Annotated in this window: 22 protein-coding genes and 1 riboswitch; of the genes, 9 read left to right on the forward strand and 13 right to left on the reverse strand. The window is 68.8% G+C overall.

Annotated features, from left to right (window positions below; translation table 11 throughout):
• The first annotated feature begins 245 nt into the window (after positions 1-245).
• Complete coding sequence (locus tag ASC79_RS04055) at positions 246-1313, forward strand: efflux RND transporter periplasmic adaptor subunit (protein ID WP_056020036.1); 1068 nt, start codon at positions 246-248, stop codon at positions 1311-1313.
• 31 nt (positions 1314-1344) lie between these two features.
• Positions 1345-4578, forward strand: a complete 3234-nt coding sequence (locus tag ASC79_RS04060) for an efflux RND transporter permease subunit (RefSeq protein WP_056020039.1) — start codon at positions 1345-1347, stop codon at positions 4576-4578.
• A 1-nt stretch (position 4579) separates the two neighbouring features.
• Here the strand turns inward: ASC79_RS04060 and ASC79_RS04065 are convergent, their stop codons facing one another.
• The 3 genes from ASC79_RS04065 to ASC79_RS04075 are packed head-to-tail and all read right to left on the reverse strand — an operon-like array spanning position 4580 to position 7515.
• Positions 4580-4870, reverse strand: coding sequence for a hypothetical protein (locus tag ASC79_RS04065; protein ID WP_056020042.1), 291 nt, complete (start codon positions 4868-4870; stop codon positions 4580-4582).
• Between the two features lie 55 nt (positions 4871-4925).
• Entirely contained in the window at positions 4926-6767 is a 1842-nt protein-coding gene (locus ASC79_RS04070; protein ID WP_056020045.1) for an ABC transporter ATP-binding protein/permease, read from the reverse strand.
• Positions 6768-6774: 7 nt separating this feature from the next.
• Complete coding sequence (locus ASC79_RS04075) at positions 6775-7515, reverse strand: hypothetical protein (protein ID WP_156378327.1); 741 nt, start codon at positions 7513-7515, stop codon at positions 6775-6777.
• A 144-nt stretch (positions 7516-7659) separates the two neighbouring features.
• Here ASC79_RS04075 and ASC79_RS04080 point away from each other — a divergent pair, with 144 nt between their 5' ends.
• Positions 7660-8262: a TIGR00730 family Rossman fold protein gene (locus tag ASC79_RS04080; RefSeq protein WP_056020051.1), complete on the forward strand. Its 603-nt coding sequence runs from the start codon at positions 7660-7662 to the stop codon at positions 8260-8262.
• Here ASC79_RS04080 and ASC79_RS04085 read toward each other — a convergent pair.
• The 6 genes from ASC79_RS04085 to ASC79_RS04110 all read right to left on the reverse strand — a co-directional run bounded on the left by ASC79_RS04085 (position 8259) and on the right by ASC79_RS04110 (position 15035).
• The gene (locus ASC79_RS04085) at positions 8259-8780 is read right to left on the reverse strand and encodes a GNAT family N-acetyltransferase (protein ID WP_056020054.1); all 522 of its coding nucleotides are present in this window, start codon (positions 8778-8780) and stop codon (positions 8259-8261) included. The two genes, ASC79_RS04080 and ASC79_RS04085, sit on opposite strands and share 4 nt — an antisense overlap.
• Complete coding sequence (locus ASC79_RS04090) at positions 8777-10444, reverse strand: NAD+ synthase (protein ID WP_056021010.1); 1668 nt, start codon at positions 10442-10444, stop codon at positions 8777-8779. Before ASC79_RS04090 ends, ASC79_RS04085 begins: the two co-directional genes overlap by 4 nt.
• A 38-nt stretch (positions 10445-10482) precedes the next feature.
• Positions 10483-11544 (reverse strand): histidinol-phosphate transaminase, encoded by a 1062-nt coding sequence (locus ASC79_RS04095; protein ID WP_056020057.1) that lies wholly within the window; start codon positions 11542-11544, stop codon positions 10483-10485.
• A gap of 7 nt (positions 11545-11551) precedes the next feature.
• A complete protein-coding gene (locus tag ASC79_RS04100) occupies positions 11552-13933 on the reverse strand; it encodes a TonB-dependent siderophore receptor (RefSeq protein ID WP_056020060.1) in 2382 nt (793 codons plus the stop codon).
• A 142-nt stretch (positions 13934-14075) separates the two neighbouring features.
• Complete coding sequence (dksA, locus tag ASC79_RS04105) at positions 14076-14504, reverse strand: RNA polymerase-binding protein DksA (protein ID WP_082531925.1); 429 nt, start codon at positions 14502-14504, stop codon at positions 14076-14078.
• Positions 14505-14603: 99 nt separating this feature from the next.
• Positions 14604-15035, reverse strand: coding sequence for a flagellar assembly protein FliX (locus tag ASC79_RS04110; protein ID WP_056020063.1), 432 nt, complete (start codon positions 15033-15035; stop codon positions 14604-14606).
• A 200-nt stretch (positions 15036-15235) separates the two neighbouring features.
• Between ASC79_RS04110 and ASC79_RS04115 the strand changes: the two genes are divergently transcribed.
• The 5 genes from ASC79_RS04115 (at position 15236) to ASC79_RS04135 (ending at position 18376) form a co-directional block, all read left to right on the forward strand.
• Positions 15236-16342 (forward strand): flagellar basal body P-ring protein FlgI, encoded by a 1107-nt coding sequence (locus ASC79_RS04115; RefSeq protein WP_056020066.1) that lies wholly within the window; start codon positions 15236-15238, stop codon positions 16340-16342.
• Entirely contained in the window at positions 16342-16647 is a 306-nt protein-coding gene (locus ASC79_RS04120; protein WP_056020068.1) for a rod-binding protein, read from the forward strand. The genes ASC79_RS04115 and ASC79_RS04120 overlap by 1 nt, the downstream gene beginning before the upstream one ends.
• An 11-nt stretch (positions 16648-16658) precedes the next feature.
• A complete protein-coding gene (locus ASC79_RS04125; protein WP_056020071.1) occupies positions 16659-17102 on the forward strand; it encodes a hypothetical protein in 444 nt (147 codons plus the stop codon).
• An 81-nt stretch (positions 17103-17183) separates the two neighbouring features.
• A riboswitch (FMN riboswitch) is annotated at positions 17184-17340 on the forward strand.
• A gap of 101 nt (positions 17341-17441) precedes the next feature.
• The gene (locus ASC79_RS04130) at positions 17442-17939 is read left to right on the forward strand and encodes a 6,7-dimethyl-8-ribityllumazine synthase (protein WP_056020074.1); all 498 of its coding nucleotides are present in this window, start codon (positions 17442-17444) and stop codon (positions 17937-17939) included.
• Between the two features lie 8 nt (positions 17940-17947).
• Positions 17948-18376 carry a PaaI family thioesterase gene (locus tag ASC79_RS04135; RefSeq protein ID WP_056020077.1) on the forward strand — a complete coding sequence of 143 codons (429 nt, stop codon included), beginning with the start codon at positions 17948-17950 and terminating at the stop codon, positions 18374-18376.
• A gap of 6 nt (positions 18377-18382) precedes the next feature.
• Here ASC79_RS04135 and ASC79_RS04140 read toward each other — a convergent pair whose 3' ends face one another.
• Genes ASC79_RS04140 through ASC79_RS04150 form a run of 3 tightly spaced genes read right to left on the reverse strand, consistent with a single transcriptional unit; the run spans position 18383 to position 20754 of the window.
• Positions 18383-18682, reverse strand: a complete 300-nt coding sequence (locus ASC79_RS04140) for a hypothetical protein (RefSeq protein WP_056020080.1) — start codon at positions 18680-18682, stop codon at positions 18383-18385.
• 15 nt (positions 18683-18697) lie between these two features.
• Complete coding sequence (locus tag ASC79_RS04145) at positions 18698-20377, reverse strand: TadG family pilus assembly protein (protein WP_235528736.1); 1680 nt, start codon at positions 20375-20377, stop codon at positions 18698-18700.
• Entirely contained in the window at positions 20377-20754 is a 378-nt protein-coding gene (locus ASC79_RS04150) for a TadE/TadG family type IV pilus assembly protein (protein WP_162244254.1), read from the reverse strand. Before ASC79_RS04150 ends, ASC79_RS04145 begins: the two co-directional genes overlap by 1 nt.
• Before the next feature lie 303 nt (positions 20755-21057).
• Between ASC79_RS04150 and ASC79_RS04155 the strand changes: the two genes are divergently transcribed.
• Positions 21058-21969, forward strand: a complete 912-nt coding sequence (locus tag ASC79_RS04155) for a PAS domain-containing protein (protein ID WP_056020086.1) — start codon at positions 21058-21060, stop codon at positions 21967-21969.
• Here the strand turns inward: ASC79_RS04155 and ASC79_RS04160 are convergent.
• A complete protein-coding gene (locus tag ASC79_RS04160; RefSeq protein WP_056020089.1) occupies positions 21944-23545 on the reverse strand; it encodes an ABC-F family ATP-binding cassette domain-containing protein in 1602 nt (533 codons plus the stop codon). The genes ASC79_RS04155 and ASC79_RS04160 overlap by 26 nt on opposite strands.
• Between the last annotated feature and the right edge of the window lie 3 nt (positions 23546-23548).

Here is a 23548-nt window from a genome sequence, read left to right on the forward strand (position 1 = left end):
TACTTTCCTTGCAGCAATCGGATATTGGCGCGAGGGCAGCGTTAAAGAGCAAGCAAGGCCATGCTGCAATCATGCGGCGCCGGGGGCACATTATCCGTCCTTGACGCTGTCTGTCCGCGATTTCATTTGCAGTCGCAGAACGGTGGCATCAGAAGACACTACAACCTAATTTTTGCGGCCCGGGCGTACGACTGCGATTCAAATGCGGTCGCGACTTCGTTGCTGCCCGGGGGGGAAACAGCGGGATGCGAGTAAAGTCTCAGTATCTGTTTGTGATTGCGGTGCTGGTGGTGCTGGTCCTGGCCTTCACCGTCGGCACGGTGATGAGCCGCATGGCCAAGGCCGGCAAGGCTGAGGCCAAGACCACCGACGCCGAGGCCATGCCCACGGTGCAGGCCGTGCTGACGCCGGAAGCGCCGCACGAGTACGCCGTCGTCATCCGTGGGCGGACGGAAGCAGCCCGCAGCGTCATCGTCCGTTCCGAGACCGCCGGAGTCGTCGCCGCCACCCCCGCCACCGAGGGCTCGTTCGTGCGCCGGGGCGCCGTGCTCTGCCGACTGAACATCGACGCGCGCCAGGCGACCCTGGACCAGGCCCGCGCCAACCTGCGTTCGCGCCAGCTGCAGCAGAAGGCCTCGGCCGACCTGGCCGCCAAGGGCTACCGCTCGCAGACCCAGGTGCTGCAGGACCAGGCCAACCTGGACAGCGCCGCCGCGACGGTGCGCCAGGCCGAGCTGGGCGTCGAGCAGATGAGCATCCGCGCGCCGTTCGACGGCGTGTTCGACAAGCGCGACGCCGAAATCGGATCGTATCTGTCGCCCGGCCAGCCGTGCGGGACGATGATCGAGCTGAACCCGCTGCTGATCGTCGGCGACCTGCCGGAGACCGACGCCTCGAAGGTGAAGATCGGCGCGCCGGCGAGCGCGCAACTGACCTCCGGCGAGACGCTGAACGGCAAGGTCCGCTACGCGGCCCGCGAGGCCGACGCGCAGACCCGCACCTATCGCATCGAGATCACCACCGCGAACCCTCAGATGACCCGTTCGGGACTGTCGGCGTCGGTACGGATCAACTCCGGGTCCGGGCCGGCCCACCTGGTCCCGCTGTCGGCGCTGGTGCTTGACGCCGCCGGCCGTCAGGGCGTGCGCTACGTCCTGGCCGACAACAAGGTGGCCTTCGCCCCGGTCAAGGTGCTGGAAGAGACGCCCAAGGGCATCTGGGTGAGCGGCCTGCAAGGCCCCGTTCGCGTGATCACCGTCGGCCAGTCGTACGTGGCCGAGGGTCAAAAGGTTCGAGTGGCCGCGGCGCGCTAGGCGCGCCCCTGCTCATCAGGAGACGACGCGTATGATCGGACCTCTGATCGACGGCGCGATCAAGCGGCGCAAGGTGGTGCTGGCCGTCACCCTGATCGCCAGCCTGTTCGGCTTTTTCGCCTATCTGTCGATGCCGCGGGAATCCAACCCGAACATCGACTTCCCGTTCATCGCGGTGGTGGTGCCCTATCCCGGCGTCAGTCCCGAGGACGCCGAGCGGCTGCTCGTGCGGCCGCTGGAGACCGAGCTGCAGACGATCGAGGGCGTCAAGGAGATGAACGCGGTCGCCCGCCAGAGCATGGCGATCGTGAACCTGGAATTCGAGGCCGACTTCGACAAGGACAAGGCCCTGGCCGAGGTCCGCGCCAAGGTCGACCTGGCGCGCGGCAAGTTCCCGCCCGACGCCGAGGAGCCGATCATCGAGGAGGCCAACGCCTCCGGCGAGCCGATCATCGGCATCGTGCTGTCCGGCGGCGCGCCGGAACGGACTCTGTTCCAGATCTCGCGCAGCCTGCAGGACCGCCTGGAAAGCACGCCTGGCGTGCTGGAGGTCTACCTCAACGGCGGCCGCGAGGAGCTGCTGGAAGTCACCATCGACCCGGTGCGCATGGAGGCGGCCAACGTCTCGCCCGGCGAGCTGGCGCAGGTGATCGGCCGCAACAACCAGCTGGTGCCCGCCGGCAACCTGGAATCCGGGACCGGCAAGTTCGCGGTCAAGGTGCCCGGCGTGGTCAACCAGCCCGCCGACATCCTGGCGCTGCCGATCAAGAAGAACGGCGACCGGCTGATCACGGTCGGCGACATCGGCGACGTGCGCCGGACCTTCAAGGAAGCCAACTACATCACCCGCTTCAACGGCCAGCCGGCTTTCTCGGTGGACGTCGCCAAGCGCTCGGGGGCCAACATCCTCGACACCGTGAAGGAGGTCCGCAAGGTCGTCGCCGAGGAGCAGAAGCGCTGGCCCGAGACGGTCGAGGTCTCCTACATCTTCGACGAAAGCGACTTCATCGGCCGCACCCTGGTGGTGCTGGAGAGCGGGCTGCTGATCGCCACCATCCTGGTGATGCTGATCATCGTGGCGACACTGGGCATCCGCCAGGGCCTGATGGTCGGGGCGGCGATCCCGGCCTGCTTCATGCTGGCCTTCCTGATGCTCAACGCCATGGGCGTGACGCTGAACCAGATGGTCATGTTCGGCCTGGTGCTGGCGGTCGGCATCCTGGTCGACGGCGGCATCGTGGTGGTGGAGTACGCCGACCGGAAGATGGCCGAGGGCATGTCGAAGGAAGAGGCCTTCGCCGCAGCCGGCAAGCGCATGTTCTGGCCGGTGCTGAACGGCACGCTGACGACGCTCTGCGCCTTCCTGCCTTTCCTGTTCTGGAACTCGATCCCCGGCAAGTTCATGAGCTTCCTGCCCATGACGCTGTTCTATGTGCTGGGCGCCTCGATCTTCATCGCGCTGATCTTCACCCCTGCCCTGGGTTCGATCTTCGGGCGCAAGGCTGCGGTCGACGAGGCGCACCTGATCGAGATCGAGAAGTCCGAGCGCGGCGACCCGCGCGAGATGACCGGCTTCATGGGCTGGTACGCGCGCACCGTCGCGGCCCTTGGCCGGCACCCGACCACGACGATGTTCGCCACCCTGGCGGTGATCATCCTGGTGGTCCTCGCCTTCCGGCTGGAGAACAAGCCGACCGAGTTCTTCCTGCAGCAGGATCCGGAGTACGTGTCGGTCTACGTCAAGGCGCGGGGAAACCTGTCGCCGCAGGCGCAGGACGAGCTGGTCCGTCAGGTGGAGAACCGGCTGATCGGCCAGAAGGGCGTGAACTCGATCTTCGTCCGGTCGGGCACGGCCAGCCCCGGCGGCGGTCCAAACGCCATCCCGAACGACACCATCGGCCGGATCAGCCTCGACTTCGTAGACTACGAGGACCGGCTTGAGCTTGGCCTGGTCGGCAAGGACATCGCCAACGAGGTGCGCAAGCGCGTCGCCAACATTCCCGGCATCGAGGTCGAGGTGCGCGAGCCGCAAGGCGGGCCGCCGACCGGCAAGGACGTGCAGGTCGAACTGCGTAGCCAGGACCCGGTGGCGTTGAACAAGGCCGCGGACATCGTGAAGGCCAAGCTGGCCGCCGACCGGCAGCTGCACGAGCTGGAAGACAACCGGACTTCGCCTGGGATCGAGTGGAACATGACCGTCGACCGCGAGGCCGCCGGCCGCTACGGCGTCGACGTGCTGACCGTCGGACAGGCGATCCAGTTCGTCACCGGCGGGGTGCTGGTCGGCCGCTTCCGGCCCGACGACGCCGACGACGAGCTCGACATCCGGGTCCGCTTCCCGCCCGAGAGTCGCAATGTGGCGGCGTTCGACACCCTGAAGATCCCGACGCAGTTCGGCCCGGTGCCGGCCAGCTACTTCATCAAGCTGTCCCCGGCCCAGCAGGTGACGACGATCCAGCGCCGTGACAGCCAGCGCCTGGCGGTCATCCAGGCCAACGCCATCGAGGGCGTCGCCGCCAGCCACAAGATCTCCGAGCTGCGGCCCTGGCTGGAGCAGGCGAACATCGACCCGAACGTGCGCTGGAAGTTCACCGGCGCCGACGAGGAGGGCCAGGAGGCGGCGAAGTTCTTCGTGGTCGCCATGGCCGTCTCGCTGTTCCTGATGGGCGTGATCCTGCTCTGGCAGTTCAACTCGTACTACGGCGTGCTGGTCACGCTGTCGGCGGTGGCGCTGTCGACGGTGGGCGTGCTGCTGGGCGTGGTCGTCAACATCCACCACACCTTCGACTACATCTCGGTGATCATGCTGGGGACCGGGGTCGTGGCCCTGGCCGGGGTCGTGGTCGGGCACAACATCGTGCTGGTCGACACCTACTACCAGCTGCGGCGGGCGGGCTTCGCGGCCGACGATGCGGCCGTGCGAGCGGCGACCCAGCGGTTCCGGCCGGTGATGCTGACGACCCTGGTGACGGTCGTGGGCCTGCTGCCGCTGATGTTCCAGCTGCACCCGAACTTCCACGGGCTGCACATGGAGTACAAGGCGCCCGGCTCGGAGTGGTGGGTCCAGCTGTCGGCCGCGGTCGTCTGGGGGCTGTCGTTCGCGACGCTGCTGACGCTGATCCTGACGCCGGTGATGCTGGCCGCCCCGAAGGTCTATTCCGAGCGGTTCGGCGGGTTGAGCCAACGCCTGGGCCTGAACAAGCACAAGCGGCGCGCGTCGGAGACCCTGGCCTCCGACCGCGACGTGCCCAAGGCGGCCGAGTGAGCTAGGCCTCGCGCGCCAGCCGGCGACGGTTGGCGCGGACCTTGCGCCGATAGAGGGCGACGGCCTTGGCCGGGCCGGCGTGCGGCGAGCCGCTCATGGCGCCGAGCGCCAGCTGGGTCTGGGCGGCCATGGCGGCGGACACCTTCTCGGCGACCATCCGCTGCGCCTCGGCGGCGGCCCCTGACCCGCCCCCGGCCAGCTTCATCATGCGCAGCGCCACGACCTGGCTGGACTCGGCGCCGAGCCAGAAGGTGTCGATCGACAGCTTCAGCCAGGGATTGGGATTGAACATGGGGACTCGCCCTCGGTGTCTGGGCCGCGACCCTAGACCCTGCGGATAGGGCGCGTCACGCTTCACGCGTCTGTCGACGCCAAAGAGCCGCATACTCCCCGCCCCGCTCGAGCAGATCGGCATGCCGGCCCTGCTCGACGATCCGACCGCGGCGCAGGACCAGGATCAGGTCGGCGTCGACGATGGTCGAGAGCCGGTGAGCGATGACCAGGGTCGTGCGCCCGGCGCGGACCTTGCGCAGGGTTTCCTGGATCGCCGCCTCGGTCGGGCCGTCGAGGGCGCTGGTGGCCTCGTCGAGGATCAGCACGCGCGGATCGGCCAGCAGGGCGCGGGCGATGCCGACGCGCTGGCGCTCGCCGCCCGAGAGCTTGAGGCCGCGCTCGCCGACCAGGGTGGCGAGGCCGTCCGGCAAGCTGTCAATGAAGCCGCCGAGTTCGGCCGCCTCTGCCGCGGCGCGGATGTCAGCGACGCTGGCGCCGGGGCGCGCGAAGGCGATGTTGGCCGCCATGGTGTCGTTGAACAGGGCCACGTCCTGCGGAACCAGGGCCACGGCCTGGCGCAGGGCCGTCTGCTTGACCTGCCGCAGGTCCACGCCGTCCAGGGTGATGCGGCCGCGTTGGGGATCGATCAGGCGCAGGGCCAGCCGGATCGCGGTGGTCTTGCCGGCCCCGGACGGGCCGACCAGCGCGACGGTCGCGCCAGGCGCCGCTCGGAAGCTGACATCCATCAGGCCGGTGGAGCGGGCGTCGTGACGGAAGTCCACGTCCTCGAAGACGATCTCGGCCCCGCGGCCGCTGGCCGGCGGCAGCGGCTGGGCGTTCGGAGCATCGACAATGTCGGGCCTGACGGCGCGGAGCTGGACCATCTGCTCCATGTCGATGAAGGCTTGGCGGATTTCCCGGTAGTTGAAGCCGAGCATGTTCAGCGGGCCGTAGATGCCGATCAGCAGCAGGATCGCCATGGTCACGTCGCCGATCCGCATTCGGCCGTTGATGACCTCGTAGCCCGCCATCACCGCCATCAGCGCGAGCCCGATGTTCAGCACCAGGGCCTGGATCGCGTTGAGCATGGCCAGCGAGGCGTTGGCGCGAACGCCGGCGCGGACATAGTCGGCCATCGCGGCCTCGTAGCGGTCGACCGTGCGCTCCTCGGAACCGAAGGTCTTCACGGTCTCGTAGTTCAGCAGCGCATCGACGGAGAGCCCGGCGGTGCGGCTGTCGGCCTCGTTGAGTTCGCGCCGGTGGTTGAGCCGCCAGTCGGTGATCTTGAAGGTCAGGATCGCGTAGAGGACGATCGTCACGAACGCGGTCGCGGCGAAGCGCCAGTCGAGGCGCAGGGCCATCACGCCCATGGCCAGCACCAGCTCGATCGCCGTAGGGCCGAGGTTGAAGACCACGCTGCGCATCAGGAAGTCAGTGGACCGCGCCCCCCGATCGATGACCCGCGCCAGGGCGCCGGTCTGCTTGCCCTGATGGTAGTCGAGCCCGAGGGCCAGGGTGTGAGCGAAGGTCTCGGTGGCGGCCTTGGCCATGGTCGACTGAGCGACCACGGTGAAGATCATGTCGCGCAGGTTCGGCGCGCAGGCCGCGATCAGGCGCAGGCCGGCGAAGGCCAGGGCCAGGAGCAGGAAGTCGAAGCCCAGTTCGGCCGCCTGCCCGGCGCCGGGCGCCAGGCGGTTGATGGCGTCGCCCAGCGCCACCGGGGCGGCGACGCCCGCCGCCTTGCCGGCGAACACCAGCGCCAGCGAGGCCGCGAGGCGCCAGCGCAGGCCCGGGGCCCCGGAGCGCATGACCAACTGGGCCAAGTCGCCCATCGAGCGCCAGAAGTCGAACTTCACGGAGGCGGGGGCGATGGCGTCGGGCGTCGCCTGACGGCGGGCGGCCATGGCCGGGGTCATAGGCGACTCACTTCAGCAGGATCGTCGACTGTACGCCGCCGCCGGGCGTCATCCAGTCGATCCGCAGGCCGGCGGAGACCGCGGAGGCGCGGAACGGACCGGACGACAGCGCCGCGGCCGGCGACGTCTCGATCACCACGGGGTTCTCGGTCGCGTCGCCGAAGACGTCGATCTGCCTGGGCCCGGATTCGAGCGGTTGGGTCATCGCCAGGACATAGCGGCCCTTGGTGTCGGCGCGCCCCTCGGCGAGCTTGCGGCCGTCGACATGGACGCTGAGCGCCGCGCCGGCCGGGGCGCGGCCTGAGACGATGGCGCCGCCCTCGCGGTCGAAGTCGACGGCGTCGATGTCGTTCTTGCCGGCGCGTCCGACGCGCACAGCGCCAGCGCCAGCCCGCAGCAGCGCCGCCTCCCCCTCTGGGGTCAGCAGCAGGTAGCCCTCGCTCTGCACTGTGCGCCCGCCGGTGACCGCCGAGAGGCCGAAGATGCGCGGTTGCGCGCCGCGGGGCATGGACAGCCGCCAGTCGCCCTTGGAATCGGCGTCGGCAAACATCGCCTGGCCCTCTGGCGTCGCCAGCCGCACGCGCGAACTGGGCGGCGCCGAGCCGGTGAGGCGCAGGGTGTCGCCCTCAACGCGCGCGGCGGTCACCTGCGGCGGGGTGAGATACCCCGCATCGGCCTGGCTGACCGCGCCCGGCGTGGGCGCCGACGCCGGGGCCGCCCCTTCCCCGCAGGCGGCGAGGCCGAGCACGAGCGGCAGGGCCGCCAACAACGGCGGGTAGAGCTTGGCGCGGCGTAGGGTCAGCTTGAAACTCCCTGGTTCTCGGCCTAGCTAATCGGTCTTTCCCGGCGCCTCTGCAAGCGCGCCGCGTTGATTCTCCAGGAGCTTCATCAAATGGGCGACGCGCCCGAACGCCTCGATTCCGTCTGCGTCTTCTGCGGTTCTTCCGATGCGGCCGATCCGGCCCTGCTGGCGAGCGCCGCAGCGCTGGGCCGCGACCTGGCCGGCGCCGACCTGACGATGATCTACGGCGGCGGCGGGGTCGGCCTGATGGGCGCCTGCGCCATCGCCGCGCACGAGGCGGGCGGTAAGGTCCTGGGCATCATCCCGCACTTCCTGAAGGAGCGCGAACGGCGCCTGGACGTGGTCGAGACGGTGGTCGTGGAGTCCATGCACGAGCGCAAGATGATGATGTTCGAGCGTTCGGACGGCTTCGTCGTCCTGCCCGGCGGCATCGGGACGCTGGAAGAGGTGGTCGAGCTGCTGTCGTGGCGGCGTCTGGACCTGCACGGCAAGCCGGTGGTGTTCTACAACCCTGATGGCTTCTGGGAGCCGCTGTTCAAGCTGTTCCAGCACACGGTCGACCAGCACCTGACCCCGCCCAGCTTCATGGAGAGCTGGGTGTCGGTGGACACCGTCGAGGAGATCATTCCGGCCCTGCGTCGCGGCATGCCGGTCGGCCCGGACGCCGCGCCCGACGTCGCCCAGCTGACCTAGGCGCGGAAGCGCTCGAGCAGCAGGACCAGGCCGTGATAGTCGGCGCGGCCGTATTCGCGGAAGCCGGCCTTGCCGGCGGCGCGCAGCGAGGGCGCATTTTCCGGGCTGATCATGCAGACGGTGCGCGAGCCCGGCAGGTTGGCGTCGGCCCAGACCAGGGCCGCGGCGATCGCCTCACTTGCGTAGCCTTTGCCGTGGACCGAGGGGCTGAGCACCCAGCCCATCTCCGGCGTGTCGCCGAAGCCGGGTTCGAAACTGCGCATGAAGTCGGCCAGGCCGAGTTCGCCGACAAAGCGGCCGCTGGATTTTTCGCAGATCGCCCAGAAGCCGAAGCCCATCTCGCGCCAATGGCCGACATAGCGCAGCAGCCGCGCCCACGACTCTTCGCGGGTGAATGCCCGGCCGCCGATGAAACGGAAGACGTCGGGGTCGCTCCACAGCGCGGCGCAGGCGTCGAGGTCGGCCTTGGTGTGCGGCCGCAGGATCAGCCGCTCGGTTTCGACGACCGGCGCGCTCACCTGGCGCTGACCACGTCGCGGAAGCCGTTGACGATCGGGTAGCGGCGGTCGCGGCCGAAGGCGCGCGGCCCGACCTTCACGCCCGGCGCCGCCTGCCGGCGCTTGTATTCGGAGTTGTAGAGCAGCCGCTGGATGCGCTCGACGGTCTCGGGGGCGTGGCCGCGGGCGACGATCTCGTCGAGGGTCGCCTCCTCTTCCACCAGGCCGTGCAGAATGGCGTCGAGCTCGGCGTACTCCGGCAGGCTGTCCTGGTCCTTCTGGTCAGGCCGCAGTTCGGCCGACGGGGCCTTGGTCAGGATGCGCTCAGGGATCGGATCGGCGGCGACGCCGTAGGGATCATTAGCGTTGCGCCAGTCGCAGACGGCGTAGACCTCGGTCTTGTAGATGTCCTTCAGGACGTTGTAGCCGCCGCACATGTCGCCGTAGAGCGTGGCGTAGCCGACCGCCATCTCGGACTTGTTGCCGGTGGTCATCAGCATCAGGCCAAGCTTGTTCGACAGCGCCATCAGCGAGACGCCGCGAGCGCGGGCCTGGATGTTCTCTTCCGTCAGGTCCGGCGCTTTGTTCTCGAAGTGCGGGGTCAGCATCTGGGCGAAGGCGTCGATGGCCGGGACGATCGAGATCTCGTCGAGGCGGATGGACAGGCGCTTCGCGCAGTCGGCGGCGTCGTCCAGGCTGTCCTGGCTGGTGTAGCGCGAGGGAAGCATGAAGCAGCGGACTCGGTCAGGACCGAGCGCGTCGGCCGCCACCACGGCGCTGATCGCCGAGTCGACGCCGCCGGACAGGCCCAGCAGCACGCCCGGGAAGCCCGACTTGTTCACATAGTCGCGCAGGCCGACGACCATGGCCCGGTAGACCTCCTCCGGCCCGGAGACCCAGTCGGCCATCGGCGCCTCGACGCAGGCCCAGCCGTTCGCGCCCTTTTCCCAGGTGGTCAGGGCGAAGGCTTCCTCGAACATCGGCAGGCGCATGACCACTTCGCCCTGCGCCGAGAGCGCGAAGGATCCGCCGTCGAAGACCAGTTCGTCCTGGCCGCCGACTTCGTTGACATAGAGCATCGGCAGGCCGGTCTCGGCCACGCGGGCCTTGGCCACGCCCATGCGCTCATGGTCGGCGGTGCGGCGGAACGGCGAGCCGTTGGGGACCAGCAGCAGTTCGGCGCCCTGGGCCTTGAGGCTGGCGCAGACGACCTCGGACCAGATGTCCTCGCAGATCGGCACGCCGAGCCGCACGCCCTTCCATTCGAAGACGCTGGGGCTTTTGCCGGCCTCGAACACGCGCTTCTCGTCGAAGACGCCGTAGTTGGGCAGGTCGCCCTTGAAGGCCACGCCCTTGACCTCACCCTCGGCCAGGAAGGCCAAGCCGTTGTGCGGACGCTCGCCGGGCCTGGCGTTCGGCCAGATGACCCCGACCAGGGCGGCGGGGCCGTCCTTGGTGTCGAGGGCCAGCCGCTCGACCGCGGCCTTGCCGGCGGCCCAGAAGGCCGGCTTCAGCGCCAGGTCCTCGGGCGGATAACCGTTGATGAACAATTCGGAGAAGACGGCGATGTCGGCGCCGGCGGCCTTGGCCTGGGCCAGGCGTTCTCGGGCCAGGGCCTCGTTATGGGCGATGGCGCCCACGGTCGGGTTGGCTTGGATGGCGGCGATGACGAGGCGCGTGGACATGAATCCCATGTAGCCTCGCCATTCGCCGGGGGCCAGAGCTAGGCGGCCATTACCTTCGGCAAGACCCGCGCGAAGTGGGCCATGGCGGCCGGATCGGCGACGGCGGCCCGCGCCCAGCCGGGGGCGGCGCCGGTGAACTGGCGCAGCATCACGCCCTCGGTCTCCAGCCGCCTGATCGTCTGGTCCGCGCCGAAATTGGCCCAGACATAGCTGCCGTGTGAGCGGAGGTAGGGAAGCTTGGCCGTGTCGCAGGCGCGGTAGAGAACCTGACGCCCCTGCTCCATCGCCCTGTTGGAGGCGGCCAGATAGGCCATGTCGCGGTAGCTGACGGCCGCCGCCGCAAGCCCGGGGCCGTTGCGCGATGGCGCCAGCAGCATGCGGATCGCCTGCGCCCGTTCAGGCTGGGCGATGCAGTAGCCGATCCGCACGGCGGCCAGCGCGTAGCACTTGGAGAAGGTGCCGACGACGATCACGTCGTGGCCCTCGCGCACCAGGTCGACGGCGCTCTCGGCGGCCGGATCCGGGCTCATGTCGATGAAGGCCTCGTCGACGATCACGGGGGCGAGCCTGGCGGCCTGGATGCAGAAGCTGCGCAACGCCGCCCGGTCGGCGAGCAGGCCGGTCGGATTGTTGGGGTTGCAGACGTAGGACAGCCGCACGTCCGGCCCCAGCGACCGCGCCATGGCGGCGAAGTCGATCTGCTGGTCGGGCGCCATGGCCACGCGGCGGGCCTGCTGGCCCACCCGCGCGGCGTACTTGATGTGGGTGTCGTAGGTCAGGGCCGGCGCGAGCTGGACGCCGCCCTTCGTCCAGAAGGACGACATCATGGCCAGCGGCTCCAGCGCGCCGGTGGAGATGGCCACATGGGCCGGGGTGACGCCGTTGGCCTTGGCGATCACCGCCATCAGCGCCGCTTCCTCGGTGTGGGGATAGTGCTCGACGTGGGTCACCGCCTTTGCCAGCGCCGAGCGGGCGGCGGCGCTGGGGCCGAACGGGTTCTCGGTGATGTTCAGCGCGGCCAGGGCGTCAGCCGCCCCGGCCGCCGCCGGCACGGCCGCCAGGGCCAGGCCGGCAAGAGCGCGCCGCGTGATATCGCCCATCGCGCCCTCAGAACTTCGCGCCGACGCGGACGTAGTAGAGCCCGCCGTCGGTGTCGTAGACCGCGTTGCGCGAATAGATCAGACCGCGCGAGGCCTGGAAGGTCGCCTCGTCCGGGTAGGTGTCGAAGAGGTTCTCGGCGCCGACGGTGATCTTCACCTGGTCGGTGACCTGGGCGCTGAGCGACAGGTCGACGAAGGTCCGCGCGCCGAAGGCCTGGACGAGGTCCGCCGACGATTGGAACTGGGCGTCGGTCCAGTCGCCGAAGTAGCGGACCCGGGCCATGCCCTCGAACATGCCCCAGGCGTAGAACGCGGTGACGTTGCCGGTGTGCTCGGGCAGGCCGTCCTCGATATTGATCCGGGCCAGGTTGGAGACCTCGGTCAGCTTGGAGCGCGTGACCTTGGTGTCGTTCCAATTGTAGGCGGCGGTCAGGGTCAGGGTCCCTTCCCCCACCGCGGTCTTCCAGGAGCCGACGGCGTCGATCCCCTGGGTGCGGGTGTTGAACGAGTTGGTGAAGTAGCTGACCGAGGTCAGGGAGTCGGCTCCGGGCACGCCCAGGCGCACCAGCTCGGCGCGGATCGCCGGGGTCACGGTGAAGCTCGGCGAGGAGGCGAAGCGATCGTCGACCTCGACCCGGTAGTAGTCCAGCGAAGCGGTCAGGCCGTTGTCGGCGTTGCGATAGACCAGGCCCACCGAGACGTTCTGGGAGGTTTCCGGCTCCAGCGGCTTGGCGCCGAAGAACTGCGCGACCGGGTTGGCCGGCGAAAGGCGGCCGGCGGTGAACAGCTGCAGCGTCGTGGTGTCCAGGCCCTGGGACGTGCGGGTGCTGTTCAACTGGCCAGGCGTCGGGGCGCGGAAGCCGGTCGAGGCGGCGGCGCGAACGGCCCAGCTCGGCGAAATCTCATAGCGGGCGGCGATCTTGCCGTCGGTGGTCGAGCCGAACTCGGAGAAATCCTCGTAGCGGATGGCGATGTCGGTCGAGAAGGCGTCGGTCCAGGAGAGGTCGAGGTCGACATAGCCGGCGTAGCTGGTCTGGTCCCACGACCCGGCCTGCGACGAGCTGTAGCCCGGGAAGCCGTTGGAGCCCGAGGGCAGGCCGGCCGGCGCGCCGGGGCCGACCTGATAGGACATCGGATCGCCCGCGCCGATCTTGTAGGTCTCCACCCGCCGCTCGGCCCCGAAGGCCAGGTTGGCGGTCTCGGCCAGGAAGCTCAGTTCCACCGGCTTGGTGAAGTCGAGGTTCAGGTTTTGCTCGCGCTGGGTCAGGACCCCTGCGCGGAAGGCGGTCGGAGACTGCGGGCCGAACGAGGCGTTGATCGTCTCGTTGATGAAGTAGTCGATCTTGTCTTCGCCCAGCGAGGCGTTGAAATCCCAGGACAATCCGTTGCCCAGTTCGCCGCGCAGGCCGGCGTTGACGGCGTAGTCCGTCTCGTCCTGGCCGAATTTCGGCGAGAAGCCGACCGGATAGATCTGGCGCAGGTTCCAGCCGGGGAAGGCGGCGCTGTTGCGATAGGCGGTGTCGTTCGAGGGGTTGCGCCAGTTGAAGTCGGTCACGCCGCTGGAGTCGGTGTAGGTGGCGAAGCCGTAGAGCTCGACGGCCTCGTTCAGCGGGATCGCGGCATCGACGACGAAGCGGGTGGCGTCGCGGTCCGGCTGGCCCCAGCGCTGCACCGGATTGGGCACCGTCAGCGTCGGATTGGCGGCCTGGAAGGCGATGGCGTCCGGACGCTGGCGGGTACGCGAGGTGGCTTCGCTGTCGGTGTAGGTCAGGGTGGCGACGAGATGGCCGCCGTCGCCGATGGCCCAGCCGGCGCGCACCCCGCCCTCGAGCACCCGGCCGTCGCCCTCGTAATACTGCGAGGCCTGGGCGAAGGCGCTGACGCCCGGCTGGTCGTTCAGGATCAGGTTGATGACGCCGGCGATGGCGTCCGAGCCGTACTGCGCCGAAGCGCCGTCGCGCAGCACCTCGATCCGCTTGATGGCGAAGCTGGGGATCTGGCCGAGATCGACGCCCTGGGCGCCGCGCCCGCCCAGCAGGGCGGAGCGATGCCGGCGCTTGCCGTTGATCAGCACCAGGGTCTGGTCGGGCGAAAGGCCGCGCAAGGTGGCGGGGCGCACGAAGGCCTGGCCGTCGGCGGCGGGCAGCCGCTGGACGTTGAAGGACGGCACCGCCGCGACCAGCTTTTCCATGAGCTCGTCGGAAACCGTGCTTTCCAGCACCGACTCCGAAATCACATCCACCGGGGCGGCGGATTCGAACGCCGTGCGGTCCACGCGGCGGGTGCCGGTGACGATGACGTCCTCAACCTGGGTGACGGCGGCGTCCGCCTCGGCGAAGGCCGGTTGGGCGATGGCGAAGGCGAGCACGGCGGTAGCCGTGGTGGTCATAAGGCGCATAGCGTCCCCCGAAAACAACTGGGGGGCTGCTAGCCCGTGCGCATGACGACGCGAGTTCAGCCGCGTGAAAGCTGCGCGACAGTCTCATGGCCATATGAAGAAGGGCGACCCCGGAGGATCGCCCTTTTCAATCTCAGTCGTCCCGATGGACCCGCTCGCGGCGCTCGTGCCGCTCCTGGGCCTCAAGGCTCAGCGTCGCGATCGGACGGGCTTCGAGGCGGGCGACGCCGATAGGCTCGCCGGTGTCCTCGCAGTAGCCGTACGACGCATCTTCGATCCGCCGCAGCGCTTCATCGATCTTGGAGATCAACTTGCGCTGACGATCACGGGTCCGAAGCTCAAGGGCTCGGTCGGTTTCCGACGTCGCCCTGTCCGCCAAGTCAGGATGGTTTTCGGTCTCGCTCTGCAGGTGAGCAAGCGTTTCCCGGGACTCCCGCAGGATGTCCTCTTTCCAGTTGAGCAGCTTTTGCTTGAAATACTCAAGCTGCCGCTCGTTCATGAATTCCTCGTCCTCGGAAGGACGGTATTCAGGCTTTTCCGCCAACATCGTGGCCGTGCTCATAGACGCCTCAAGCCCCCTCGGTACATCAACCCGACGACACGCGGGCCGCTTATACCAAATCGAAATCTGCTTTCAACGAACCTCGCTCTTCGCAGGCCATTAGGCCGCACGATTCGCACGTTCGAGTTTAGCGAGCTCCACGGCAGCACGGGTTTCAATCTCGTTCAATACACCTTCTAGGCGTTCATCGTCGGCGCCTTGGCGCTCTTCGGCGACCGCCCGCTTCAGGCGCTCTAGGTCGTCGACCGACACATCGCCCGAAAGGAGCGCGATCTTCACGTCTTCGAGAACGTCGAGAATCTTCCCGGCCCGGCCAACGGCGCGCCGCCGGCGCTCCAGCGGACCGCCGATATCCTGCAGGGCGAGAATGGCGTCGACGCTCATCACGCCTCCGACGCCGCCCGCACGGGCGACCTGAGCCGCACCGGCCGCAGCTGGAGCCTGGGCGATCTGGAAGCCCTCTCCGCCCGCCGGCTTGGCCTTGCCGGGCCCGCTGGCCGACCCGACGCCGCTTGTTCCGCTGACCTTCATACAGGCCCTCTATCATGCTTCGTCCCAAATCTCGCGGGGCAAGCTTATGGTATGGTTAATGCCGGGCAATTTCTGCCGCCAGGCGCCTCCAGCGCGGCGCCCGCCCAAGCCTGACCATTGATTTTGCTCAGTTTCTGAACTGGCACGCCTGTCGCAAGGGCCCAAGCGAGCTCACCGTAGTCCGTTTGCGCCGGGGTCCCATGCGTCGAACCGTTCGCCTCTTCAGCGCCGCCTTCCTGGCCGCCGCCCTGGTTTCCGGGCCGGCCTTCGCCAAGTCGCGCATCAAGGACATCGTCGAGTTCGAAGGCGTGCGCGACAACATGCTGGTCGGATACGGCCTGGTGGTCGGCCTGAACGGCACCGGCGACAGCCTGCGCAACGCGCCGTTCACCCGCCAGAGCCTGGAAGCCATGCTCGAACGGCTGGGGGTCAACACCCGCGACACCAACCTCAACACCAAGAACGTCGCCGCCGTCATGGTCACGGCCCGCCTGCCCGCCTTCGTGGCGGCCGGGGCGCCGATCGACGCGACGGTGTCGGCCATGGGCGACGCCAAGAGCCTGCAAGGCGGCACGCTGCTGGTGACGCCGCTGATGGGCGCCGACGGCCAGGCCTATGCGGTCAGCCAGGGCACGGTGCAGACCGGATCGATCTCGGCCGGCGGCGCTTCGGGCTCGTCGGTCTCCAAGGGCGTGCCGACCGCAGGACGCATCGCTGGCGGGGCGATCGTCGAGCGCGAGATCGGCTTCCAGATGGCGAACATGGGCGAAATGCGCATGACCCTGCGCAATCCCGACTTCTCCACGGCCCGCAAGATCGCCGACGCGGTCAACACCCGCTTCCCCGGTTCGGCCCGCGCCGACAACCCCACCATCGTCACGCTCCGCTCGCCGGGCGGCCAGGACATGGTCTCGTTCATGTCGCAGGTGGAAAACCTGAGCGTCGAGACCGACAGCCCGGCCAAGGTGGTGATCGACGAGGTGGCCGGCGTGATCGTCATGGGCGAGAACGTCCGCGTCTCCACCGTGGCCATCGCCCAGGGCAACCTGACGATCACCGTCCGCGAGAGCCCGGCGGTCAGCCAGCCTGCCCCCTTCGGCCGCGGCGAGACGGTGGTCGTGCCGCAGTCCGACGTCCAGGTGGACGAAGAGAAGGGCAAGAAGTTCATCACCCTGCGCGACGGCGCCTCGCTGGCCAGCCTGGTCGCGGGCCTGAACGCCCTGGGCGTGACGCCGCGGGACATGATCTCGATCCTGCAGACCATCAAGGCGGCCGGCGCGCTGCAAGCCGACATCGAGGTGATGTGATGGACCTGGGCCCCACCTTCAGCATCCCGACCGCGGCGACGCCGCAACTCACCGCCGAGCAGATGGCCAAGCGCGGCCAGATCGAGAAGACCGCCAAGGACTTCGAGACCTCGTTCCTGTCGGTGATGTTCACCGAGATGTTCAAGGACGTGGGCGCCGAGGCCCCGTTCAACGGCGGCCACGGCGAGGCGGCGTTCAAGTCGTTCATGAGCGACGCCATGGCCAAGCAGGTGACCAAGGCCGGCGGGGTCGGCCTGTCCGACCGCGTCGCCCAGGAAATGTTGAAACTTCAAGGTTTGAGTTAGGAGAGTTTGGCATGGCGATCTCCGCCACGGACGCGACCGACCGCGTCGAACAACTGATCGTTCTGACCGAGCGCCTGACCGAACTGATCGCGCACGAAGCGCTGGCGTTCGAACAGCGCCGCCCGCAGGACGCGGCGCAGCACATCGAGGAAACCTCGAAGCTGGCCAATGTGTACCGGCATGAGTCGGCCCGCGTGCGCGCCAATCCGAACCTCGTCGCCGGCGCGCCGCTGGCCCAGCGCACGCGACTGATCCGCGCCACCGAGGCCTTCGACGCCGTCCTGGCCCGCCAGGGCCGGGCGCTGGACGCCGCCAAGACGGTCACCGAGGGCCTGGTCAAGGCCATCGCCGAGGAAGTCGCCTCCAAGCGCAACACCGGCTCGGGCTATGGCCGCGGCGGCGCAGCGGCCCCGGCGGCCTCCGCCACCTCAATCACGCTGAACAAGCGGGCCTAGGCGCAGCCTGGGCGATTAAACACTTGTTTGACCCTGGGTCATGGGCCTAACCTTGGGACTGTCGTCGGGCTGTTCCGGCGACCGCGTTCTCAGGGCGGGGTGAAAGTCCCCACCGGCGGTGATGGCGGCCCTTGGGCCGCATAAGCCCGCGGGCGCCTGGTGGTCGATAGACCGGCAGGGACAGCAGATCCGGTGTGAATCCGGGGCCGACGGTTAGAGTCCGGTTATGAGAACCGCTGGCGACGGCCAGTCTTCGCGCACGCTTTGCGCGGGGAATCCCCTGGCCGGGGCCTAGCGTCTCCCTGAGTCGTGGTTTCACCCCCACTCAGGGATCTGACCATGACTGTGACCCACTTCGAAGTCCCCACCGCCAACGGCGCCTTCCGTCTGGCCCGCATCGCGTTCGTCCAGTCCGGCTGGCACAGCGAGATCGTCGACAACGCCTATCAGGGCTTCCTCAAGGAGATCGGCGGCCTCGGCTTTTCCGAGAGCGCCATCGACCGGTTCGAGGTGCCCGGCGCCTTTGAAATCCCGCTGCACGCCCAGACCCTGGCCAAGACCGGCAAGTACGCGGCCATCGTCGCGGCCGGCTTCGTGGTCGACGGGGGCATCTATCGCCATGACTTCGTGGCCTCGACGGTGATTTCCGGGCTGATGCAGGTGCAGCTGAGCACCGAGGTCCCGGTATTCTCGGTGGTGCTGACGCCGCACCACTTCCATGAGCACGACATTCACCAGACCTTCTTCCGCGAGCACTTCCTGACCAAGGGCGCGGAGGCGGCCCAGGCCGTGGCGAAGACCATCGCCAGCCTGGCCAAGCTCGCCGCGGCGGCGTGAGGCATGGGATGATGCAGGAGACAACGCCCATCCCGGCCGGCTTCCAGAGGCATTTCCGGCACAGCCCGGTCACCGACCCGTGGGAGCCGATCTACAGCCGCAGGACGGACGGCGCCGTCGTTCTGGGACTGGTGGCCGAGGCGGCTCACACCAACAGCCGCGGCATGGTCCACGGCGGGCTGATCAGCGCCCTGGCCGACAACGCCATGGGGCTCTCCTGCGCCCAACGGCTGGGGCCCGACGCCAGCCTGGTCACCGTGAACCTCGCTCTCGACTTCCTGGGCGCGGCGAAGATCGGCCAATGGCTGGAGTTCGACACCGTGTTCGTGAAGCCGGGGAACACCCTGTCCTTCGCCCAGGCCTTCGTCACCGCCGACGGTGAGCCCTGCGCGCGGGCCAACGGGGTGTTCCGCGTGGTGCGGAAGGCCGCGGCCTAGGTCGGCTCAGGCGGCCTCGGAGGCGTCGCTCCGGGGTCGCCAACCGCTGGCCAGCAGATGCATGGCCAGGGACTCGGCCGCCTCGAGGGTCATCCGCTCCAGGTGATCCAGCAGCGCAAGCCGACGCTCCGGCTGCGGCGTGTGCGCATAGAGCGCGCAGATCACGTGCAGGCGGCTGCGGATGCTGGCCGGTGTCGGCAGGATCAGCTCGTCCGGCTTCGGAAGTCCCAGCTCGATTGGTCCGGCATTCAGCGGCGCAACGCCCGCGCCAGGGCCTTCGACCTCATCGTACAGCGGGCCGATCATTGGTTCTCTCCCCCCTCACGCCACCAGCGCCGCATCCCGGCACCGCAGTCCGTTCACACGCACGTCCGCCTCTCCAAGCCGCACGCCGAGCAGGCTGGTCAGGGTGTTGAGCACCCCGTCCAGGGGCGCGGCCAGCGCGCCCAGCGTGCCCGAGAGCGCCGAGGTGATCGGACCCAGCCCCAGGCCGATCCCGAGGATGTCGACATCGAGGTCGAGATCGCCCAGCAGGCTGGACACCGTGGCCTTGGCGATGTCGTCCGTGGCGACCGACTTGATAGTTCCGGCCTGGACGTCGGCGCGCGTGAAACGCGCGGTCTTCCAGGTCTGGCCGCCGATCTGCACGTCGGCCTTGGCCGTCGCCTTCACCAGCAGCAGATCGGCGACTTTCGCCCGCGAAACCGTCAGGCTGTGTTTGAAATCGTTGAGCTTGGCGGTGTCGATCTCACCGATCACCAGGCGGCCGACGCTGGGCCGGACCGACAGGGTGGCGGCCTGCGCCGACAGGCTTTCCGGACATTCCATCCCGGCCAGCTTGGCCTCGCCCGACGCGGCCTCCACCAGGATCGGCAGCGTGATCGGCTGCGCGCCCAGCACGCCCAGGACGCTCAGCGCCTTGGCCTTCACATAGAGGCGGGTCTGGGCGGTGCGAACCACCACCTGGCCGTCGCGGTCGACGGTCATCCATGGCGAATTGTTCGGACGCTCGCCGATCGCGAGCCAGACGTCGAGATCGGCGACGCCGGGGACGTTGGCCCCGAGATCCAGCTTCACCTGACGCCCCTCCCCCGCCAGCACCAGCAGGGCGCTGGCCAGGTCCTGGGCGGCGAGCTCCACCTTCGCGCCGCTGCCGCCGGCCACATGGTCCTGCGCGCCGTAGGGACCGAGGTCCAGCAGCGCATCGAGCTTGACGGACTTGGCGTCGCCAGCCGCCACCGAGAGCTTGCGCGTAGCGCTGGCCGCCTGGAGGTCGCCATTCGCCTGCAGCAGGTCGGCGAGGGTCTTCAGCGCCTTGCCCGTGGAAAGGTCCGTTCCCAGGACCTTGTCGTAGGAGGCGCCCTGCAGGTCGGCGTTGAGGCGCAGCAGGTCGGAGTACTGGAAGAGGTCGACCTTGGCGCCGGCCAGGGCGTTGTAGTCCATGACGCTCAGCGACACCGTGCTGCCGGTCAGCCCGCCGAGCAGCTGATTGGCGACCCCGCCCTGCAGCGAGGCCAAGCGCGTACCGATCGAGAAGCTCGCCATGTCGGCGCGCGCGGCGGTGGCGCGGCGGGTCAGGGTGATGGTGTCGCGGTTCAGCAGCAGCCGCCCGAAGAAGAGATCGGCCTCGCCGCTGACGGTCACCTGCGCCGCGCTCGGGTTCGAGCCTCCGGCCTCAAACCTGGCCGATGGCGCGATCGCGGAGTCGGGGGTGTATCGGCCGAGCGCGACCTGCAGCGACAGGGGCCGTCCCCAGCCGTTGTCGGCGGCGGTGGCCTGGGCCGCGGCGCTGGCGTGGCCGATGTCGCGGGCCGCGGAGATCGCGGCGAGATCAGCGATGCCTTGCAGCTTGCGCGACTGCAGGAACAGCGAGCCGACGTCCACGGCCAGGGCCGCCGCGCCCAGCAGGGTGATGAAGCTCATGGCCATGACCATCGACACGCTGCCGCGCTGGTCGTCCGCCAGGACGCGAAGGGGGCCGGGCGCGGGACGCAGGCGCATCAGTAGCCCCCCAGCCGCACGGCGGCGCTGCGCTCGATCTGCGGCGACGGCATCGGCACCAGCTTGGCCATGCCCCAGAAGCCGGATTCGGAGGCGTCGTAGACGACCCTGATCGACAGCTGCTGATTCGACCGCTCGACGCTGACCGCCGCAGAGGACGGATTGAGGTAGGCGTATTCGACCATCCCGCTGCTGAGCGAGGTCTGAGCCAGCGCTCGGCGCTCTGCGTCGTCCAGGCCGGAGATCGCGGCGCGCGCGCTGTCGTTGGCCAATTGCTGGACCGCATGAGCAATCCAGAAGTATCCGCCATAACAGACGATGGCGAACATGAGTATGATGAGTATAGGCCCGACGAAGGCGAACTCGATTGCGGCCACGCCGCGCTCGTCGTTTCTGAAGCTATTCCTGCGGCTGGATTTCCGCATGGCGCACCTCTCGCCCATTTCTTGGGCCCTGTCAGAGACGCATCATGCAACTTCGCACATTTGCAGAGAGTAATCGCACAAAGTACGCAAATTGCGTGACTTTTGCGGAAACGCGCCATTCAAATTCGCCGCAGCGTTACGGGTTGCAATCCCAAACGAAGCAACGTTAGCGTTAGATATGGCGTAGTTGAGCTCGGGGGCGAGTGTTCTGGGAATTGCGCATTACGCGCAATTCGCGCGAAGCTCGAAAAAGCGATGAACAATGGCCACGGAGAAGCTTCCGTCGTCACCGCCGGCGAGATCAGCCGGAACTTTGGACAGTGGCAAGACCGAGCCCTTGGCGGGCCGGTCATCGTCACCCACCACGGACGACCTCGAGTTGTCCTGGTGTCCGCCGATTACTACTCTTCGTCGAAAGCAGACCTCTCACTCAGTTCTCGCGAAGACCACGAGCCGTCGTTCGAGACCAGCCAGCACGCGATCCTGGATCACGTGACAGAGGCCTTCATGGCCCTGAACGCCCAGCTGCACATCACCGCGGTCAACCACGTATTCGAGGCGTTGGTCGGGCACAGCTCGTCACAGATCATCGGGCGCTTCTGGGAGGACCTGTTCCCGCCGACCGCCCGCACGCTGATGGGCGAGCAGCTCAAGCGGGCGCTGCGCACGGGCGAGGCTCTGGATTTCGAGGCCCCGGGCGACGTGCCGGGCGTGCGGCGCTACGCCTTCCGCGCCTTCCCCTACCCGGGCGGCGTGGCGGTGCTGATCCAGAATCGGACCGCCGAGCGCGAGATGCAGGCCCAGCTTCACGAGGCCCGCGCCCTCGACGCGGCGCTCTCGATGCTGCCGCAGGTGATGGTGCTGCGGCTCAATGTCCGCGGGGTGCTGACCACGGTCGATCCTGGCTTCGCCAAGCGGCTCGGCTTTTCCAGTCAGGAACTGCTGTCGTGCCGGCTGCCCGACATCGTGCGGCCCCGCGACCGGGCCGAACTGACCGCGGCGCTTGAAGCGGTGCTGCAGGGCGGCCAGCCAACGCAGATCGCCACGACGATGCTGGTCAAGGACGGCGGCGAGTTGCCCGTCCGGATCGGCGTCGCGACCGTGATCAACGACCTGGCGCCCGACGGGCTGGTGGCCGCCGTCACCCTGGACGATGCGGCGGCCTGAGCTCGACCTCGCGCTCCACGCCGATGGCCTGGAGAAAGTCCGGGTCGTGGCTGACGACCAGGAGCGCGCCGTCATAACTGCGGAGCGCCGCCTCGACCGCGGCGATCGAGTCCAGATCCAGGTGGTTGGTCGGCTCGTCCAGCACCAGCAACTGCGGCGGCGTTTCGGACATCAGCACGCAGGCCATGGCGGCGCGCAGCCGCTCGCCGCCGCTGAGCGCCGCGATCTGTTTTTCCGCGGCCGTGTTGCGGAACAGGAAGCGCGCCAGCGCCGCATGGGCGTCGTTGCGGGTCGCGCCGGGATTGAGGCGCTGGAACGCCTGCACGAGGGTCTCGCCCGCCTGGAGCATTGCGGTCTTCTGATCCAGCAGCGCCGCGCGCGCGCCGTGCGTGATCCGGCCGGAGCCCGGCGCCAGATCCCCGACCGCCAACCGGATCAAGGTCGTCTTTCCCGCGCCGTTGGGACCGGTGACGGCGACCCGCTCTGGCCCTGTCAGCCGGAAGGACAGCCCCGACAGCGCCGGGGCCGCGCCCGGATGGGCGAAACTCACGTCATCGAAGGCCAGCACCGTCTTGCCGCTCGCCAGTCCCGACGGCGGCAGTTCGAAGGCCAGTCGGCGCAGGCGCTCCACGCGCCCCTGCGCCTCGGCCAGCTCGGCGCCGGCCTGTTCGCGCAACCGCTCGGCCACCTGACCTTCGCGCGCGCCGGAGTTCTCGGCTCGCTCGGCCATGCCGCCCAGCAGGATCTTCGGCTCGCTGCGCTTGGCTGCGAACTTGCGGCCGGCGGCGTCGCGGCGGGCCTTGCGCTCGCGGGCGACCTGGCTCTCGCGCTCCACCCGCGCCAGCGTCCGCTCGGCGTCGGCCAGATCGCGGACGGCCGCCGCCTCGGCCTGCGCCTTGCGCTCGGCATAGAGGTCGTAGCCGCCGCCATAGACCTTGGCGCCCAGGCTGGTCAGCTCGACGATACGGTCCATCTCCCGCAGCAGGGCGCGGTCGTGGCTGACCACCACCGCCCCGCCCTTCCAGCCGGCCAGCACCTGCGCGATCAGCGCCCGCGCTTCCGTGTCGAGATTGTTGGTCGGTTCATCCAGCAAGAGAAGGTCGGGCTCCTGCGCCAGCAGCCCGGCCAGGGCGGCGCGGGTCGCCTCGCCGCCGCTGAGTTCGCCCGCCGGACGTAGGGGGTCGAGCCCAGGCAGCCCGACCTGAGTCAGGCCGGCCTCCAGGCGGGAGGGCAAGGTCCAGTCGGCGTCGTTGAAATCGGCCTCGGTCCCCTCGCCCGCCTCGATGCGGTCGAGCCGGGCCAGTGCGTCCGCCAGGCCAAGCACCTGGGCCACGCTGGCGCCAGGCGGCGGAGCCAGGGCCTGACGCAGGACGCCGATGCGCCCGCGCACCGCGACGGCGCCGGCGGCGGGCGCGATCTCGCCCAGCATCAGCCGGATCAGCGTGGTCTTGCCCACGCCGTTGCGCCCCATGAGGCCGGTGCGTTCGGCCCCGAAGGCGAGGGTCAGGTCATCGAAAAGCGGATGGCCGTCAGGCGTTTTGTACGAAAGGCCGTCGAGCGTGAGGAAGGCGGACATGCG

The organism is Phenylobacterium sp. Root1290 (assembly GCF_001425305.1).
GTDB lineage: Bacteria > Pseudomonadota > Alphaproteobacteria > Caulobacterales > Caulobacteraceae > Phenylobacterium.

Excerpts from the sequence above, each read along its gene's own strand:
- ASC79_RS04055 (WP_056020036.1), top strand. The coding sequence starts at position 246 with ATGCGAGTAAAGTCTCAGTATCTGTTTGTGATTGCGGTGCTGGTGGTG.
- ASC79_RS04060 (WP_056020039.1), top strand. The coding sequence starts at position 1,345 with ATGATCGGACCTCTGATCGACGGCGCGATCAAGCGGCGCAAGGTGGTG.
- ASC79_RS04065 (WP_056020042.1), bottom strand. The coding sequence starts at position 4,870 with ATGTTCAATCCCAATCCCTGGCTGAAGCTGTCGATCGACACCTTCTGG.
- ASC79_RS04070 (WP_056020045.1), bottom strand. The coding sequence starts at position 6,767 with ATGACCCCGGCCATGGCCGCCCGCCGTCAGGCGACGCCCGACGCCATC.
- ASC79_RS04080 (WP_056020051.1), top strand. The coding sequence starts at position 7,660 with ATGGGCGACGCGCCCGAACGCCTCGATTCCGTCTGCGTCTTCTGCGGT.
- ASC79_RS04090 (WP_056021010.1), bottom strand. The coding sequence starts at position 10,444 with ATGTCCACGCGCCTCGTCATCGCCGCCATCCAAGCCAACCCGACCGTG.
- ASC79_RS04095 (WP_056020057.1), bottom strand. The coding sequence starts at position 11,544 with ATGGGCGATATCACGCGGCGCGCTCTTGCCGGCCTGGCCCTGGCGGCC.
- ASC79_RS04100 (WP_056020060.1), bottom strand. The coding sequence starts at position 13,933 with ATGACCACCACGGCTACCGCCGTGCTCGCCTTCGCCATCGCCCAACCG.
- dksA (WP_082531925.1), bottom strand. The coding sequence starts at position 14,504 with ATGAGCACGGCCACGATGTTGGCGGAAAAGCCTGAATACCGTCCTTCC.
- ASC79_RS04110 (WP_056020063.1), bottom strand. The coding sequence starts at position 15,035 with ATGAAGGTCAGCGGAACAAGCGGCGTCGGGTCGGCCAGCGGGCCCGGC.
- ASC79_RS04115 (WP_056020066.1), top strand. The coding sequence starts at position 15,236 with ATGCGTCGAACCGTTCGCCTCTTCAGCGCCGCCTTCCTGGCCGCCGCC.
- ASC79_RS04120 (WP_056020068.1), top strand. The coding sequence starts at position 16,342 with ATGGACCTGGGCCCCACCTTCAGCATCCCGACCGCGGCGACGCCGCAA.
- ASC79_RS04125 (WP_056020071.1), top strand. The coding sequence starts at position 16,659 with ATGGCGATCTCCGCCACGGACGCGACCGACCGCGTCGAACAACTGATC.
- ASC79_RS04130 (WP_056020074.1), top strand. The coding sequence starts at position 17,442 with ATGACTGTGACCCACTTCGAAGTCCCCACCGCCAACGGCGCCTTCCGT.
- ASC79_RS04135 (WP_056020077.1), top strand. The coding sequence starts at position 17,948 with ATGATGCAGGAGACAACGCCCATCCCGGCCGGCTTCCAGAGGCATTTC.
- ASC79_RS04140 (WP_056020080.1), bottom strand. The coding sequence starts at position 18,682 with ATGATCGGCCCGCTGTACGATGAGGTCGAAGGCCCTGGCGCGGGCGTT.
- ASC79_RS04145 (WP_235528736.1), bottom strand. The coding sequence starts at position 20,377 with ATGCGCCTGCGTCCCGCGCCCGGCCCCCTTCGCGTCCTGGCGGACGAC.
- ASC79_RS04155 (WP_056020086.1), top strand. The coding sequence starts at position 21,058 with ATGAACAATGGCCACGGAGAAGCTTCCGTCGTCACCGCCGGCGAGATC.
- ASC79_RS04160 (WP_056020089.1), bottom strand. The coding sequence starts at position 23,545 with ATGTCCGCCTTCCTCACGCTCGACGGCCTTTCGTACAAAACGCCTGAC.